This window comes from Actinomycetota bacterium, assembly GCA_019347675.1.
Lineage (GTDB): Bacteria > Actinomycetota > Nitriliruptoria > Nitriliruptorales > JAHWKO01 > JAHWKW01.
In genome coordinates, this window is the sequence record JAHWKW010000013.1 from 1 (window position 1) to 16373 (window position 16373).

The following is a 16373-nucleotide window of genomic DNA, read 5'->3' on the forward strand; positions in this document are numbered from 1 at the left end:
AGCTCGATCGCCACCGTCGGTCGCCCCGCACGCCCCATGCCAGCTCCTGGTCGCCACCATCAGCCCGTCACAGGGAATCTACACCCGCCCAGCCATTATTTACCGTATTTAGCGGACGGCACACTAGGTGGTTGGTGTTTTTCGCGCGGGTAGCGCGACTGGGCGGGCTGGTCTGGGAGAATGACATCGGTGTCGTTCTCGCGGAAGGTCGTGGTGTGACGTTGGGGTTGGCGGAGCGGCAGGGCGATCTGCTGGACGAGGTGACACGGTTCTGCGACGGGGCGGTGGCCGAGGACTCGGTGTTCTGGCTGTTGCATCGCGAGCGGGACAACCTGTTTCCTGACGAGTTCTTCGCTGATCTGTTCACTTCGAGGGGGCGCCGGTCGGTGCCCCCGTCGATCGTGGCGACGGTGATCGTGCTGCAGAAGCTGGGGGGCCTGTCCGATCGCGAGGCGGTGGAGCGGTTCACCTACGACGCTCGCTGGCGGTACGCGGCGGGGGTGGGCGGCTGGGATCGGGGTCCGACCGGTTTCGCGCACACGGTGTTGGTGGACATGCGCGCCCGGCTGCGCGCGTCGGACGATCCGGACCGGATCAAGCGGGCCACGACCGAGGTGGCTGCGGACGCGGGGCTGTTGGGGTTGAAGCGGGCGTTGGACTCCGCGCCGTTGTTCGACGCGGTCGCCACGATGGACACGGTGACGTTGGTGCGGTCGGCGATCCGGGGGCTGCTGCGCGCCTGCCCGTCGCAGCTGGCCGCCGAGGTCCGCGCGGTGCTGGAACGTGACGACGACTATGTCGCGGCCGGCAAGCCGCCGTGTGATTGGGATGACGCCGAGGCGCGCGAGCAACTGGTCGACGCGCTCATCCGCGACGGGCTGGCCGCGCTGGGGGTGCTCGAAGACCGGGAGCTGCCGGCAGGGGTGATCGAAGCGGTGGAACTGCTGGCCACGGTGGTGGGCCAAGACGTCGAGCGGGGCGGCGACGGGGTGTTCCGCATCGCGCGGAAGGTCGCCAAAGATCGGGTGATCTCCACGGTGGATCCCCAGGCCCGTCACGGCCACAAGTCCACGGCGCGCAAGTTCGACGGCTACAAGGGCCACGTCGCGGTGGATCCCGACAGCGAGATCATCACCCAGACCGCGGTCACCGCGGCCAACGTCGGTGACGCCGAAGCGACCGAGGTGCTGCTCACCGAGTTCACCGTCGCCTGCGCCCAGGACGCTGCGGCCGACGGCGACGACGCTGACCGGCCGGATGGCCCCGACACGACACACAACGGCGAAGCCGTCGCCGGTTCGCGCAACAACCACGCCGACGATGGCAACGACGACGGGCCGAGGGTGTACGGCGACGCCGCCTACGGCAGCGGGCAGAACCTGGCGCTGCTCGACAAGCTGGGTGCGGACGCGATGACCAAGGTCGCCGCGGCGACCGCGCCGGGCGGGCGGTTGCCCAAGGACCGGTTCGACATTGACCTGGACGCCGCCACGGTCACCTGCCCCGCCGGGCAAAGCGCGCCGTTGCGGTTCGCGGCCAACGGGCACGGCGTCGCCGCGTTCGGTAAGCGGTGCGTGGAGTGCCCGCTGCGCCAGCAGTGCACCGCATCGGCGCGCGGTCGCAACGTCAACGTCGGCCCCTACGAGGCGCTGCTGGCCGCCGCGCGCGCCCGTCAACAAGACCCCCAATGGCAGGCCGACTACGGCGCCAACCGACCCAAAGTCGAACGCCGGCTCGCGTACCTGCTGCGCCGCTGGCACGGCGGGCGCCGCGCCCGGGTGCGCGGCCGACAACGCGTCGCCCAAGACTGGGACCTCAACGCCGCCGCTCACAACCTGGCACGTCTCGCCGTCCTCGGCGTACGCAAAACCGCCATCGGATGGCATGCAGCAGCCGCATGAAAACGAGCAGACAGCCGCAGACGTCCCGGCCAGGGCATTCCACGGCTCAACCCCGCGCCCTCGAAGCCGTGCCCCCCAAGTCGGGTTCGCTCCCGGCCGCCCACCGGGCCGTCCCACCACGGACACACCAATGAGGCGGTCACTTCACACTGCTCGTTCCACACCAGCCACCTAGGGATCCCGCCACCGACCGGCGCGCGCTGACTCGACCGGCTGAGCCTGGGGCCAAGCGCCAAACGGACGGCGCGGCGTACGACGCCGATTTTCCCAAACAGAACCCCACACACGTTTGGGTGATGTGGGTAGGAACCTGTCCGGCGTGACGGACGCGCCATCGTGTCCCACCAACCACGCGCAACCGACCCCGTGACACCATCGTGACACCATGAGATCGGGAACACCACGACACAGTGGGTGACCATCCGGCATTACACCGATGTGTTTCCGCAGGTCAGCGGCACACTAGGGGATGAGGCGACCCCAGCTGCCACCGGCTGTGCACGGTTGAGGGCCGTGTCCCCGTAAGGGGGTGGGGGTTCAAGTCCCCCCTCTCGCACTTCGCCGCTAGACCCCCTCTAGCGCCGCAGATATCGCACAAATCGCCAGGACGCTCGCGAACTCTCTCAGTGGCGTTTTCGGTTTCCGTAACACCATCTTGACACGGTGCGCAACGGATGAGCGCGGGAGCCGGTTGAGGGGATGGGGTCGCGCCTGTGGCGCCTTCGGTGTTCAGCGCGGCCACGGCGCGGGCGCGAAGGCGTTGGTGCACTGCTGTCGTGGCGCTTGGCGTCGTGCTGCCCGACCTCGAGCCCAAACCCCAGGTACTCGCCTTGGCGCAGCTCTGGTGGGGCCGTATGCGAGCACACGTCCGGATCGAAGTTGGCTCACCATCCATGCGTCTACGGTGACCGCCGAGCCCCCGGCCGGTCAGGCAGACTCGGGTCTTCCCTCGGGAACATGGAGGTACGGCGATGGCCAGCGAGGTGGAGGAGACACCGCTTCCAGGTGTGGGAATGCGCTACAGCTTCGTCGCATCGAGCGGCGCCCGGGTGTCGGTCCTGCACCACCGCTCCGGCCGACATCAGGTGTTCGTGGGTGACCCTGGCGATCCGGACGCATTCCGGTTGGCGGTCGAACTCGATGACGATGACAGCCGCGTCCTCGCGGAGCTGCTGGGTGCCTCGCGGGTCGTGCGAGAGATCGATCGGCTCCAGCAGTCGGTTGCTGGCCTGTCGATCGAATGGCTGCGGATCCCTCCCGACACCCGAGCGGCGGGTCGCACGATCGGCGACCTGGAGATCCGTTCGTCCACGGGCGTCACGGTGGTCGCTGCCCTGCGTGGAGGCGAAGCGCTCCCGGTACCAGGCCCTGACTTCCTCATCGAGTCGGGTGACACGCTGGTCGTGATGGGCCGCCCTGATGCCATCCGGCGGGCTGATGCGCTGCTGCGCGGCTGACGATGGACACGGCGACTCTGCTACTCGAGCTCGGGGCGGTGCTGCTCGTGCTAGCCGTGGCTGCACGGATCGCCCTTCGGTTCGGCCTGTCGCCGATCCCGCTGTACCTACTGACCGGGCTCGCACTGGGCGAAGGTGGTCTGTACCCGGTCCTGACTGCCGAGAGCTTCATCACACCCGCCGCCGAGATCGGCGTCATCCTGCTGCTGTTGCTGCTCGGACTGGAGTACAGCCCTCAGGAGCTAACCGCTGGTCTGCGGACCGGCTGGCGGCTGTCGATCGTCGACCTGCTCGCCAACTTCACCCCGGGGCTGCTCGCCGGGACCATGCTCGGCTGGGGCGCCCCGGCCTCCCTCGTGCTCGGCGGTGTGACCTACATCTCCTCATCCGGGATCGCCGCCAAACTCATCGACGACCAGCAATGGCTGGCCAACCGTGAGACCCCGCTCGTGCTGTCGGTCTTGGTCGCCGAGGACCTGGTGATGGCCGTCTACCTCCCGCTGCTGGGAGGCGTCCTCGCAGGTGGGAGCGTCCTGGCCGTGGGCGGATCCGTGACCGTCGCGCTGGCCGTGGCCGGGCTGGCCCTGTTGGTCGCGTTCCGCTACGGGCACACCATCAGCCAGTCCCTGGCCTCGCCCTCGGGTGAAGCGCTGCTCCTCAGCGTGATGGGGCTCACGCTGGTCGTGGCAGGACTCGCAGAGCAACTGCACATCTCCGCAGCGGTGGGTGCGTTCCTCGTCGGGATCGCCCTGTCGGGCCCGGTGCAAGAGCGTGTCCACGGCCTACTCCAACCCGTGCGGGACCTGTTCGCCGCCAGCTTCTTCGTGCTGTTCGGACTATCGGTCGACCCCCGCAACATCCCACCGGTCCTCGCCGCCGCCGCCGCTCTCGCTCTGGTCACCGCAGCGACCAAGATGGCGGGGATCTGGTGGGGAGCAGCACGCGCGGGCATCGGCCCCAGAGGACGCCGACGCGCCGCCTCCGTCCTCGTCGCGCGCGGCGAATTCTCCATCGTCATCGCCGAGATCGGCGTGGCCGCCGGCATCGAGCCCCGCCTCGGCCCGCTCGCCACAGCCTACGTTCTACTGCTCGCCATCACCGGTCCGGTCATCACTCGCAGCGCTGGCCAACCGGCAAGGCTGTGATCGGCCAGAACAGCGCGTGATCCCCGCACTCGTGGCTGCGGGTCTGATGACGCTCGCTTCGCCTGCCACCCCGGCCCGGGCGCTGGCAGGCCATCCGGGGCATCGCATGGTGGTCGTGGCGGCCGCGGCGATCGCGCTCAGCGGGTGGTGCCTGCCGGGGTCATCTCGGCGTTGTCCTGACCCGGCCGGCGACCGCACGGTCAGGATCCGAAGGTCAGACCACCCCGGTCGTCACTCCTGGTGAACCGTAGACTCCAAGGGTGCTCCAAGTGCAGATCATGGCTGCGATGCGTCGCATGATGCGCCGCCACCAGGGACTGCCGGCCAGTGGCAGCAAGCTACCGATGTGGCGGCTCATCGCCGGGGAGATCGGCTGGGCGGGGCGGCAGCTGCTACAACGCCCGTCGGTGCTCGTCGCGCTCGTCGTGGGTTTCGCGGCGACGCTGAGCGTCCTCGGTGCCGCCGCTCCCGGACCGGTCCTTACGATCCCGTGGCGAGTCCTCACGGCCATCACCGCTGGATGGCTCGTCGCTTCCGCGGTGCGCGGGATCCAGGTGGCGCGCGCGCACGGCGACGAGCCGGCAAACCGGGCAGGCGAACAGCGACCAGTGTTGGGTGCCGCGGTGATCAGCGGCGGTCTCGCGGTCGCGGTCCTGACGATCTGGCTGGCTGTGTGGTTGGTCGCGTGGGTGACCTGATCCTCACCGACGTCACCATCAGGCCAGCATTCGACCCCCTGCGCAAATCGCCTACAGCCACTGGCCGTGCCCTGCCTGCGGAAACACCCAGCCACTCCGGCAGATGTGTTCCGCGTCAGAGTTCACCGACGTCTCGCAAGGCGTCTTCATCGACGAGAGCGGCTCGACCGCCGAGCAGCGCACCGAAGAAGGAGACGGCCACATTCCCCCGGCGGACACACCGGTCCAGATGCGCAACCCGGAGCGAACAGCCTGCAGCGTTCCTTTTCTGGTTCGTCGTCGATCCCGAACAGTCATTCGCGCCAGAAGCAGGCCTCAACCAGTGACCGGGCGTTCGTGACGCATCGTCACCCGCGCAAGGGGATCGAAGGATCGCCGCAAGCCGACGAAGACGCCGCCCAGAACGGGTTCACAGGAAGAGGCACGCGGTGGGAACGGCGCTGCGGCGGCCCGTTAGGGTCGGCGTCGACAGCGATCGGATGGAGGACCGAATGGGACTGAACCTCGGGGACCTGTCACTGTCGAGCCCGGCGTTCGACAACGGCGGCCCGATCCCCCGGCGGCACACCAGCGAAGGCGAGGACGTCTCCCCAACCGTGGAGTGGAGCAACGTCCCCGACGGGACGAGCGAGTTGGTGCTCGTGTGCCACGACCCGGATGCGCCCCTCGTCCGCGGCTTCACGCACTGGGTCGTGCACGGCATCCCCGCGTCGGCAAGCGGGATCGGGGAGGGGGGCGGCGGCCAGTTCACTGAAGGCCAGAACGACTTCGGCAACGCTGGCTACAACGGCCCAGCACCGCCCGAGGGCCACGGCCCGCACCACTACTACTTCTGGCTGTACGCGCTCGACACTGGTCTCGACGCGGGCCCTGGCCTCACGCGCGAGCAGCTGCTGGACCGCATCGAGGGGCACGTGATCGAGCAGGCGCGACTGGTCGGCACCTACGAACGCTGAAGGGGGGAACGACGTGACCGAGCGTGTCGAGCTCACCGAGGCTGAGTGGCGCGAGCGCTTGAGCGCCGAGCGCTACCACGTGTTGCGCGAGAAGGGGACCGAACCGCCCTTCTCCGGCGAGTACCACGGCAGCAAGGTGGCGGGGACCTACGGCTGTGCGGCGTGCGGTCAGCCCTTGTTCGACTCGGACGCCAAGTACGACTCCGGGACCGGATGGCCCAGCTTCTGGGAGCCGCTCGACGACTCTGCGGTCCGCCTCGAGGACGACCACAGCCACGGGATGACCCGCACGGAGGTGCTGTGCACCGCCTGTGACTCCCACCTCGGTCACGTGTTCCCCGACGGCCCGCCACCCACGGGTCTGCGGTACTGCATCAACTCGCTGGCGTTGGAGGTCCAAGCCGACGGCTGAATCGGCGGCCATCTGTGCAGAGTCGTTCCCGCCGACGGGAAGAGGGTGTGACACGGTCGGTACCGTGCCGTCAGGCAACGAGGAGGCCTCACCATGCGCGTGGTGATCACCGGGGCGACGGGCAACGTCGGCACGAGCTTGATCGACGTCCTCGGCCACGAGGACCAGGTCACGTCGATCGTCGGGCTGGCCCGACGCCCGCCGGCATGGCAGCCGGCCAAGACGAGGTGGGGCCGCGCCGACGTCACCAAGGACGATCTGTCCACCTACTTCGACGCCGCCGACGTGGTGGTTCACCTCTCGTGGATCTTCCAGCCCACCCGCGATCCGCTGGCGACCTGGCGGACCAACGTCCTGGGCAGCATCCGGGTCTTTGAGGCGGTGTCCGAGGCGACGGTCCCCGCGCTCGTCTACGCATCGTCGGTCGGTTCCTACTCGCCGGGCCCGCAACACGACCGCGTGGACGAGTCCTGGCCGACCCACGCCCTGCCGACCGCCGCCTACGGGCGCGAGAAGTCGTACGTCGAACGACTGCTGGACACCTTCGAACGCGACCACCCGGAGACCCGTGTGGTCCGCCTCCGCCCCGGGTTCATCTTCAAGCGCGAGTCGGCGGCCGAACAGCGCCGCCTGTTCGTGGGACCGCTGCTGCCCAACCGCCTCGCCCGCCCCGACCTGATCCCGATCGTGCCTGATCTGCCCGGCCTGCGGCTCCAGGCGCTGCATACCCGCGACGCTGCAGAGGCCTACCGTCTCGCGATCGTCCGCGACGTGCGTGGCCCGTTCAACATCGCCGCCGAACCCGTGCTCGACCCTCCGGCGCTCGCAGAACTCTTCGACGCTCGTCCGGTCAAGATGCCCGTCGGCGCGCTGAGGGCGGCGATGTCGGCGGCGTGGCGCCTGCACCTGATCCCGGCCAGTCCCATGCTGTTCGACCTCGCGCTCAGCCTCCCGGTCATGGACACCACCCGCGCCCGCACCGAGCTGGGCTGGGAGCCGTCTCGCACCTCCCAGGAAGCCATCCGCGAAATGATGGAGGGCCTGCGCGAAGGCGCCGGGATGGACACGCCCCCGCTGCATCCAAAGTCGGGCGGGAAGCTGCGGCAACGCGAGATCGCCACGGGGATCGGCGAGCGCGCCCGCGCCCGACCCGACGTCGGCCGGTGAGGCGGGCGACCCGGCGCGGGGACCGACGGAGGCGCCGTCACGTGGAGGCGGGAGCCTCCTCCGTTGCTATCTCGGCCTGCTGGGGTTGCGGGTAGGTGATACGCGGGTGGTACACGCCGCAGAGTGTCTCGAGGAACGACGCCCTGACCGCAGCGACGTCCTGGAACGTCAGGGGGCTCTCGTCGAGCTGACCGTCTTCGATGCGGGCGGCGAATAGGCTGTCCACCAGCTCGGACAACTGGTCGCGCGACAGGTTGCGGTCATTTTGGGCGGCGGCGCGGCTGGCCGCCTCGCAGCAGTCGGCGAGCATCAGCACCGCGGTCTCTTTGGTGGTCGGTTTGCGACCCTTGTAGCGGTACACCCCCTCGTCCACGTGCTGTCCCGGCGCGGCTTCACGTACGGCCTTGAGGTAGAAGTACGTGACGACCGTCGTGCCGTGGTGCGTCGCGATGCCCTGCACCACCTCCGGCGGGAGACGGTAGGACCGGGCCATCTTGATCCCGTCGGTGACGTGTTCCTGGATGATCGTGGCTGAGATGTCCGGTCCCAGGCCGTCGTGCGGGTTGGAGATCCCGAACTGGTTCTCGATGAAGAAATACGGTCTGCGTACCTTGCCGATGTCGTGGTACAGCGCCATAACGGACCCAAGCAGCGGGTCGGCGTTCACAGCCCGGCAACCACGCTCGACCAGCGTCGCGACGACGATCGAGTGGTTGTACGACCCGAGTGCCTTCTGTTCCAGCTCCCGTAGCAGCGGATGGTTCCGGTCGGCGAGGTCGATCAGGCCGGTGGCGGTGACCAAACCGAACGCCGACTCGATGAACGGCAGGCCGCCCACCACCAGGATCCCGCCGCTCACGCCGTGGATCGCTCCCGCTAGAGCGGGACGGAGCAAGCTGTCGGTGCCCTCGAAGGTGACCGCGAACGTCACCGCCAGCACGATGTAGCCACCCGTGGCGAACAGAGCCGCTCGGCGCAGGTCGCCGCGGACCGACAGGCGGGTGACCAGCGGGACGCTCAGCAGCGTCGCGGCCGCCGCGTACGCGACCACGCCTGTCGTTCCGGGGGCGACGTAGGCGGTGAGCAGGGTGACCGGCACGGCGAGCAGCACCCCGACCGGGGCGCCCAGCAGGATCGTGGCGAGCATCCCCAGCGCCCCGGACGGCACCGCGTACAACCACACCTCGGTGCGCTCGATCACCAGTGTCGCCCCGGCGAGGATCGCGGCGTAGCCGAACATCAGCGTCGCCAGCAACAGCAGCTTGCGGTTCGAGCGCCACACGGAACGTCGATGGGTGCGTAGGTACAGCGCCGAGACGGCGGCGGCGATTGCGGTGATGGCGAGCGCGCGGGCGACCTCCCAGCGTGGATCGGACCCCGCCAGCCCGACCCGTTCCAGGGCGGCCAGCTGAACGGGCGTGACCTCCTCCGCGGCGGAGACGATCACCGACCCGGTGGGGAAGGTCCGCATCGCCTCGTCGACGTTGGCGGCCGCGCGCCGCCGCGCCTCATCGGTGGCCTCGTGGTCGACCACGACAGTCGGACGCATCGCGCTGCGGATCAGCGGCTCCACGACCGCATCGGTGAGGTTCGTAGGGACGTCGCGCACGGTCGCCTCGACCCGCAGCTGCTCATCGAGGACATCGTCGACCTGCCCCGCCCGGATCGATTGGCGGGTCAGTTGCTGCACGATGCTGATCGTCTCGCTCCGTAGGGAGTCGAAGGTGGGTGCGTCGATGGTGACCAGCAGACGCAGCCCGGTGTCGTCGAGCATCGCGAGCCGATCGCGGAGCGCGTCGACCCGCTCTTCGGTGGATGGCGGCTCGGCGCCTTCGGCGGTGGGTGCCTGCCGGATCTCTTGCACCACGTCGAACTGGTTGCGGATGTCCTCGACCGTGGCGATACGCGCCTGGTCGTCACGCTGCATGATCGGCTCGACCGCCTCGGCCGCCTGGCGACGTGCCCGCTCTGTCGCTTCCTCGTCGACGATGCGGATGAGGTTGGGGGCGACGACCGTCCGCGGCGACGCCTCCCCGGCCCGGATCGGGGATTCGTCCAGGAACGCAGGGAGGCTGAGGGCGGCGGGGATGCCGATCAGCACCACCGCAGCGATGAGGAGTCGGTACGCGCGGTACCGCCTGACGAGTCGCTCCACCGTTCGGAGGCCTTCCGACGACGGACCGCAAACGACCGTACCCCGCGCAGGGCGCGAGACCAGCGGCCGACCGGACCGGAGACGCTATCGTACGGCACGGCGCCTACCGTGGCGGGGCCAGGACACGCCACGCCGCTGGGCGGATGCGGTACCGCCGCTGGCGGAGGGGGCGCGACAGCTCTCCGTCGGCGTTGTACCGCACCGGGTCACCCAAGATGCGCACGTCCTGGCCGCGGACGTGCTCGACGTCGTCTCGGGTCAGGTGCCGCCCGCGCTGCAGGGCCGCCCCGAACGCCGCCCGCGCTGCCGGGCCGACCGCGGCGACCACCACGACATCGAGTCGTCCGTCGTCGGGCTCGGCGGGGGCGCACAGCGGGGTCCCCCCACCGATGCAACCGGCGTTGGCGATCCCTACCATCAGCACCGGACGGGCGACCTGTGACACAGGCGCCCCGTCGACCTCGACCTCGAGCGTCCATCCCGTCTCGCGAACGCCGGCCACCAGGGCCCCGACCGGGTACGCCAGAGCGCCGAGGTCGTCCTTCAACGGGACCGAGCGCTGCGACGCCTCCGCACCCAGCCCGGCATGGACGGCGTTCACGGCCAGCTGGCCGTCGTCGGCTTCGAGCAGGTCGACGCTGCGGGGCTGATACGCCAAGAGGTCGCGTGCGGCCGCGGCCGGATCCTGCGGGATCCCAAGTGAACGCGCGAAGTCGTTTCCGGTCCCCGTCGGCACGATCCCGATCGTGGTCGAGGCCAGGATCCCGGCAGCCGCGAGGCGGTTGACCGCGACGTGCAGAGTCCCGTCGCCGCCGGCCACAACCAGGGTTCGACCGTCGAGCGCGGCGATCGCCTCGTCCACCTCCGCCGGGTCGGTCGTGGTGAGCAACTGGGTGGGGCAGGCTTCGTCGAGGACGTGACGGGCTGCCTCGCTCTGTTCCCGTGCCGCCTGGCCGGCATGGGGGTTGACGACCAGGACGTAGCCAGGACCGCGCATCCCTCTCCCGCTCCCGGTCCGCCGAGCATACGGCGCCCCGTCGCGGCCCTCGGCGCGTTCCGAGGTCGAACGTGCGCGGCCACAGCGGGGCCGTTGGGAACCGGCGGCGCGGGCGTGCACGGGGGCCGGCCGCGAGCCGGCGGGCGAGCGACCCGTGCTAGCTTGCCGCCTTCCGAGCCTGCCCCAGCGCTCGTCGCGGAGGTCGCCATGCGAGAGTTCACTGGTCCCGGCGCTGCCACGATCGGGCCCGACACCAACCTGACCGAGATCCTGTGGGAGCACGAACGTGCCCAACCGCACCGGGCGGCGCTGGCGCACCGCGTGGGGGGCCAGTTCGTCGACGTCCGCGTCCAGCAGTTCGCCGAACGGGTCCGTCGCCTCGCGGCCGGTCTGATCGGTCTGGGGATCGAGCCGGGGCAGCGCGTGGCGGTGATGTCGCGAACGCGGATCGAGTGGACGCTGCTGGACTACGCGATCTGGAGCGCGGGGGCCGTCACCGTCCCGATCTACGAGACGTCGGCCGCCGAACAGATGGAGTGGATCCTGGGCGACAGCGAGGCGGTCGCGGCGATCTTCGAGAGCGTGGAGTTGCGCTCCCGCTACGACGAGTCCGCAACCCGGTTGCCCGCATGCAAGCACGTGTTCGTGATCGACGACGGCGGGCTCGATGAGCTGTCTGCGCACGGTGCCGAGATCGACGACGAGCAGGTCCTGGGCCGGGCCCGGACGGTCACCATCGAGCATCCCGCCACGATCGTGTACACATCGGGGACCACGGGGAGGCCGAAGGGCTGTGTGCTCACCCACGGCAACCTGGTGTGGGATCTCACCCAGGTCGGGGCCGGCGCCCCCGAGCTGTTCAGAGACGGCCGCTCCACCCTGCTGTTCCTTCCGCTGGCGCACATCTTCGGGCGGATCATCCAGTGTGTCTGCGTCGCAGAACGGGTCAAGATCGGGTACGCCACCGACCCCACCAAGCTCACCGAGGAACTGCCGCTGTTCCAGCCGACGTTCCTGCTGTCGGTGCCACGTGTCTTCGAGAAGCTGTACAACGGCGCGCAGGCCAAGGCGTACGCCGACGGCAAGGGCCGGATCTTCGATGTGGCGTCTCGCGTCGCCATCGACCACTCGCGTGGCACGCAGGTCGGCCGAGTCCCCCTCAAGACCCGAGCGCTGCGCGCCGTCTTCGACAAGCTGGTGTACGGCAAGCTGCGGTTGGCCGTCGGGGGGCGCGTGGAGTACTCCGTCTCCGGCGGTGCGGCGCTCGGCGAGCGGCTCGGGCACTTCTTCAACGGGGCAGGTATCACGGTCCTGGAGGGCTACGGCCTCACAGAGACGTCGGCGGGCGCCACGCTGAACACGCCCCCGCATCTGCGCATCGGCACGGTTGGGCGGCCGCTGCCCGGCTGCACCGTCCGCATCGCCGACGACGGCGAGGTCCTGATCAAGGGAGGGAACGTCTTCTCGGGGTACTGGAACGACGACGAGGCGACCCGCGAAGCGCTCGACGACGAGGGTTTCCTGCACTCGGGCGACATCGGTCAGCTCGACGCCGACGGGTTCCTGCGGATCACCGGACGCAAGAAGGAGATCATCGTCACCGCGGGCGGGAAGAACGTCGCCCCGGCGCTCCTCGAGGACCGGATCCGCGCGCACCGGCTGGTGTCGCAGGCGATGGTGGTGGGCGACGGTCGCCCGTTCATCGCTGCCTTGATCACGCTGGATCCCGAGGAGGTCGGGCGCTGGGCGGAGCAGCACGGCAAGCCGGGTCGGACACCGGCCGAAGTGATCGCCGACCCTGATCTGCGCGCAGAGGTCCAGACTGCGGTCGACCAGGCCAACCGGGCGATGTCGCGGGCGGAATCGATCCGCGCGTTCCGGATCCTCCCCGAGGACTTCACCATCGACGGTGGTGAGCTCACGCCGACCCTGAAGGTGCGGCGAGACGTCGTCACCGAGCGGCACGCAGCCACGATCGAGGAGCTGTACTCGGCGGCGAGCCGCTGAGATTCCACCGCACGAGGCAACCACGTCAACCGATGGCGCTGACGCCCCGGTGCTAGCCTCCCATGGACGTCCTGACGTCGTGGAGGACTCATGCGCGAATACACAACGCCGGGCGAGGTCGCCCTCCCGGACAACGCAACCCTGCTGCACCCGCTGTGGTACCACGCCGACGAGAACCCCGATCGACGTCTGCTGGCCTACCGCGACGGCAACCGGTTCGTCGACGTCACCGCCGCCGAGTTCGCTGACACGGTGCAGCGGCTGGCGAGAGGCCTGATCGGGCTCGGTCTGGAGATCGATGACCGTGTGGCCATCATGTCCAAGACCCGGATCGAGTGGACCTACCTGCAATACGCGGTGATGGCCGCCGGCGGCACGGTCGTCCCGATATACGAGACCGACTCCGCCGACCAGATCGAGTGGATCCTGACCGACAGCGGTGCACGCATCGCGGTGTTCGGTACCCCCGATGACCGCCGGGAGTGGGAGCAGGTCTCGGCCACGGCCCCGCTCAACCACGTCTTCGTGATCGACGAGGAGGGCCTGGACCGGATCGAGGAGTCCGGCACGGACGTCGACGCAGATGAGCTCGACCGGCGAGCGGAGCGGATCGGTCCCGAGTCGATCGCCACGATCATCTACACGTCGGGCACCACGGGGAAACCGAAGGGCTGCGTCACGCTGCACCGCAACCTGCGCTGGGACGCCGTGCAGGCGACGACCGCGCTCGAGGAGCTGTTCGGCCCCGACGACCGGACGCTGCTGTTCCTGCCGCTGGCGCACTCCTTCGCGCAGCTGATCCAGGCCGGCAACGTGGAGGTCGGCGTGCAGATGGCCTACGCCACCGACCCGCAGCAGCTCGCCGAGGAGCTGCCGATGTTCCAGCCGACGTTCCTGCTGGCGGTGCCCCGTATCTTCGAGAAGGTCTACAACGCGGCGGTCTCCCGGGCCAACGAGGAGGGCAAGGGCAAGATCTTCGAGAGAGCGGTGCAGGTCGCGATCGACTACTCGCGGCAGGGCCAGGGCGGCGGTGTGAGCCTCGCGACCAGGATCCAGCACACCGTTTTCGACCGGCTCGCGTACGGCAAGCTCCGGGACCGGATGGGCGGCAAGCTGCGCTATGCGATCTCCGGTGGCGCGGCGCTCGGTGAGCGACTCGGCCACTTCTACAACGGAATCGGGCTCACCATCCTCGAGGGCTACGGCCTCACGGAGACCACTGCGGGGGCGACAACGAACCGCCCGGACGCCCTCAAGATCGGCACGGTCGGGCAGCCGTTCCCCGGCTGCACCGTCCGGGTCGACGATGACGGTGAGGTCCTGATCAAAGGTGGCAACGTCTTCGCCGGGTACTGGAACAACGACGAGGCGACGCAAGAGGCCATCACCGACCAGGGTTTCTTCCGCACCGGCGACCTCGGTGAGCTCGACGACGACGGGTTCCTGCGGGTCACCGGCCGGAAGAAGGAACTGATCGTGACTGCGGGCGGGAAGAACGTCGCCCCGGCGGTCCTCGAGGATCGGCTGCGTTCACACCGGCTGGTCAGCCAGTCGATGGTGGTGGGCGACGGGCGGCCGTTCATCGCGGCGCTGATCACGATCGACCCCGAGGAGTTCCCCCGTTGGGCGGAGCAGCACGGCAAGACGGGGAAGACGGTGGCTGACCTCACCGACGACCGCGAGTTGCGCGCCGAGATCAAGAGTGCGGTTGACCACGCCAACCAGGCGGTGTCGCGCGCCGAGTCGATCCGCGAGTTCCGGATCCTCCCCGAGGACTTCACCATCGACGGTGGTGAGCTGACCCCGACGCTGAAGGTCAAGCGCCGAGTCGTCGCCGACAAGTACGGCCATGTGATCGACGACATCTACCCCGAGGAGTAGACCGCTCAAGCCGGCGGGTCGTACACCGGCTCGCGCGTGTCCCACCACTTGCGGTCCTGCTCCCCGAGTGGGGTAGCCGGAGGGGCGTCCTCGACGTACTCGGCGCGGATCTGGCGCCAGTCGTTGGCCGCCCGCAGACGTCCCAGGACGCTGTTGATCCCGAAGTGGATGCGGTTGAGCAGCAGGTAGTCGGGCGGGAGGTTCAACGGGCGCAGCACCTTGAGGTACTTGCTCCGCGGGTCCGTCGTGGAGCGGATGACCTCGGTTGCGAACTCGGGGGTGAACGTGAACGGCTGTTCGGCCAGGACCGGTCGCATGTACAGCTGCCACCACTCGTACATCAGCTCGGCGTCGACCTCGACGCCGGGGGGGAGGAACCCGGCTTCGCGCAGTCGTCGCACGACCTCGTCGGGGTCGCCTTGCTTCACCGTCCGGTTCATGCGCTGCATGTGTTGGAACCGCTCCCGGCTGAACATCTTCACCGAGCCGTAGTCGAGGAAGGCCACCCGTCCGTCGTCCTCGTACAGGTAGTTGCCTGGGTGCGGATCGCCGTTGAACAGCCGGAAGCGCTCGATGGTGCCGAAGGCGTAGCGGAAGATGATCTCGCCGAACCGTTGCCGCTCCTCGTCGGTGCCCCGGTCGGCGATGTCGTTGAACGATCGACCGCGCACCCGTTCGGTCACCAGCACCCGTCCACGGCACATGTCGGCCACGACCTCGGGGACGTGGACGAACGGATGGCCGTCGTAGCGGTTGGCGAACGCCCGCTGGTAGTTGGCCTCACGCTCGTAATTCAGCTCGTCGCCGACCCGTTCGCGCAGCTCCTCCACGAGGGGCTCCACCTCCAGGTGGGGGGAGATGATCCGCGCCAGCGGCGAGAACGCCTCGGCGTTGCGCAGGTCAGCGCGGACCGCCTCGGCCACGCCCGGGTACTGGACCTTCACGACCACCTCGCGCCCGTCGTCGAGCCGGGCCGCGTGGACCTGGCCGATCGAAGCAGCGGCGATGGGCTCACGGTGCCACTCGGCGAAGATGGCTCTGGCCGGCGCCCCGAACTCCTCGGCGACCACCTGCTCGATCAGCGCGGGATCCATCGGCGGGGCGCTGTCGCGCAGGCTGGCGAGCGCGTCGTGGTAGATCGACCGCACGTCGGGTGGGAGGTCGACGTCGACGAAGGACAGCAGCTGACCGAGCTTCATCGCTGCGCCCTTCATCTCGCCCAGGACGTCGACGAGGATCTCAGCGGTGACCCGGTGGAACTCCTCGGGGTCAGCGTCCCCACCGGTCAGCTGGCGCGCCTTGGCTGCGGCCAGGCCAGCCGCGGACCGCACCCCGGTTCCCGCCAGGCGCGCGCCCCGGCCGACCCGCCCGCCCAGTCCCTCACGTCGCGGCACGGTCGGTTGTTACTCGACGGGGTCAGCGAGCGGGTTGCCCTCCGCCCGGGCGTCTTCCAGGCGCCTGGCGAGCTCCGAGCGACGCTCCTCGGTTAGGCAGTCACAGCCGACATCGTGATCCTTGTAGTGACCGACGTTGGTGCGATGGGTCGGACAAGCGGCCACTTCAAGGCGGGTGATCAGCTGCGTGCGCGCCATGGGGG

The 16373-nt window shown here is 69.3% G+C and carries 13 protein-coding genes; 9 read left to right on the plus strand and 4 right to left on the minus strand.

The window, feature by feature from the left end; all coding sequences use genetic code 11:
* Window positions 1-386 precede the first annotated feature (386 nt).
* The 7 genes from KY462_09970 to KY462_10000 all read left to right on the plus strand — a co-directional run bounded on the left by KY462_09970 (window position 387) and on the right by KY462_10000 (window position 7736).
* A complete protein-coding gene (locus KY462_09970; GenBank protein ID MBW3578043.1) occupies window positions 387-1901 on the plus strand; it encodes a transposase in 1515 nt (504 codons plus the stop codon).
* A 971-nt stretch (window positions 1902-2872) separates the two neighbouring features.
* Entirely contained in the window at window positions 2873-3358 is a 486-nt protein-coding gene (locus tag KY462_09975; protein MBW3578044.1) for a cation:proton antiporter regulatory subunit, read from the plus strand.
* Between the two features lie 2 nt (window positions 3359-3360).
* Entirely contained in the window at window positions 3361-4503 is a 1143-nt protein-coding gene (locus KY462_09980) for a cation:proton antiporter (protein MBW3578045.1), read from the plus strand.
* A gap of 269 nt (window positions 4504-4772) precedes the next feature.
* A complete protein-coding gene (locus KY462_09985) occupies window positions 4773-5201 on the plus strand; it encodes a hypothetical protein (protein ID MBW3578046.1) in 429 nt (142 codons plus the stop codon).
* 491 nt (window positions 5202-5692) lie between these two features.
* Entirely contained in the window at window positions 5693-6157 is a 465-nt protein-coding gene (locus tag KY462_09990) for a YbhB/YbcL family Raf kinase inhibitor-like protein (protein ID MBW3578047.1), read from the plus strand.
* 13 nt (window positions 6158-6170) lie between these two features.
* Window positions 6171-6569 carry a peptide-methionine (R)-S-oxide reductase MsrB gene (gene msrB / locus KY462_09995; GenBank protein MBW3578048.1) on the plus strand — a complete coding sequence of 133 codons (399 nt, stop codon included), beginning with the start codon at window positions 6171-6173 and terminating at the stop codon, window positions 6567-6569.
* A gap of 93 nt (window positions 6570-6662) precedes the next feature.
* Window positions 6663-7736: an NAD-dependent epimerase/dehydratase family protein gene (locus KY462_10000; GenBank protein ID MBW3578049.1), complete on the plus strand. Its 1074-nt coding sequence runs from the start codon at window positions 6663-6665 to the stop codon at window positions 7734-7736.
* 37 nt (window positions 7737-7773) lie between these two features.
* Here KY462_10000 and KY462_10005 read toward each other — a convergent pair whose 3' ends face one another.
* On the minus strand, window positions 7774-9891 hold the full coding sequence (locus tag KY462_10005; GenBank protein ID MBW3578050.1) for an HDIG domain-containing protein: 2118 nt from the start codon (window positions 9889-9891) through the stop codon (window positions 7774-7776).
* Between the two features lie 103 nt (window positions 9892-9994).
* Window positions 9995-10888, minus strand: a complete 894-nt coding sequence (locus KY462_10010; GenBank protein MBW3578051.1) for a hypothetical protein — start codon at window positions 10886-10888, stop codon at window positions 9995-9997.
* 207 nt (window positions 10889-11095) lie between these two features.
* Between KY462_10010 and KY462_10015 the strand changes: the two genes are divergently transcribed.
* Both KY462_10015 and KY462_10020 read left to right on the plus strand, forming a co-directional pair.
* On the plus strand, window positions 11096-12895 hold the full coding sequence (locus KY462_10015; protein ID MBW3578052.1) for a long-chain fatty acid--CoA ligase: 1800 nt from the start codon (window positions 11096-11098) through the stop codon (window positions 12893-12895).
* Window positions 12896-12985: 90 nt separating this feature from the next.
* Window positions 12986-14776, plus strand: coding sequence for a long-chain fatty acid--CoA ligase (locus KY462_10020; GenBank protein MBW3578053.1), 1791 nt, complete (start codon window positions 12986-12988; stop codon window positions 14774-14776).
* A 5-nt stretch (window positions 14777-14781) separates the two neighbouring features.
* Here the strand turns inward: KY462_10020 and KY462_10025 are convergent, their stop codons facing one another.
* Window positions 14782-16170 carry an AarF/ABC1/UbiB kinase family protein gene (locus KY462_10025; GenBank protein ID MBW3578054.1) on the minus strand — a complete coding sequence of 463 codons (1389 nt, stop codon included), beginning with the start codon at window positions 16168-16170 and terminating at the stop codon, window positions 14782-14784.
* Window positions 16171-16179: 9 nt separating this feature from the next.
* A complete protein-coding gene (locus KY462_10030) occupies window positions 16180-16368 on the minus strand; it encodes a hypothetical protein (GenBank protein MBW3578055.1) in 189 nt (62 codons plus the stop codon).
* Window positions 16369-16373: the final 5 nt, after the last annotated feature.

Bases quoted from the DNA above. Each gene is read 5' to 3' on its own strand.
- KY462_10000 (MBW3578049.1), top strand. From the start codon at position 6,663: ATGCGCGTGGTGATCACCGGGGCGACGGGCAACGTCGGCACGAGCTTG.
- KY462_10020 (MBW3578053.1), top strand. From the start codon at position 12,986: ATGCGCGAATACACAACGCCGGGCGAGGTCGCCCTCCCGGACAACGCA.
- KY462_09990 (MBW3578047.1), top strand. From the start codon at position 5,693: ATGGGACTGAACCTCGGGGACCTGTCACTGTCGAGCCCGGCGTTCGAC.
- KY462_09975 (MBW3578044.1), top strand. From the start codon at position 2,873: ATGGCCAGCGAGGTGGAGGAGACACCGCTTCCAGGTGTGGGAATGCGC.
- KY462_09980 (MBW3578045.1), top strand. From the start codon at position 3,361: ATGGACACGGCGACTCTGCTACTCGAGCTCGGGGCGGTGCTGCTCGTG.
- KY462_10010 (MBW3578051.1), bottom strand. From the start codon at position 10,888: ATGCGCGGTCCTGGCTACGTCCTGGTCGTCAACCCCCATGCCGGCCAG.
- KY462_10030 (MBW3578055.1), bottom strand. From the start codon at position 16,368: ATGGCGCGCACGCAGCTGATCACCCGCCTTGAAGTGGCCGCTTGTCCG.
- KY462_10015 (MBW3578052.1), top strand. From the start codon at position 11,096: ATGCGAGAGTTCACTGGTCCCGGCGCTGCCACGATCGGGCCCGACACC.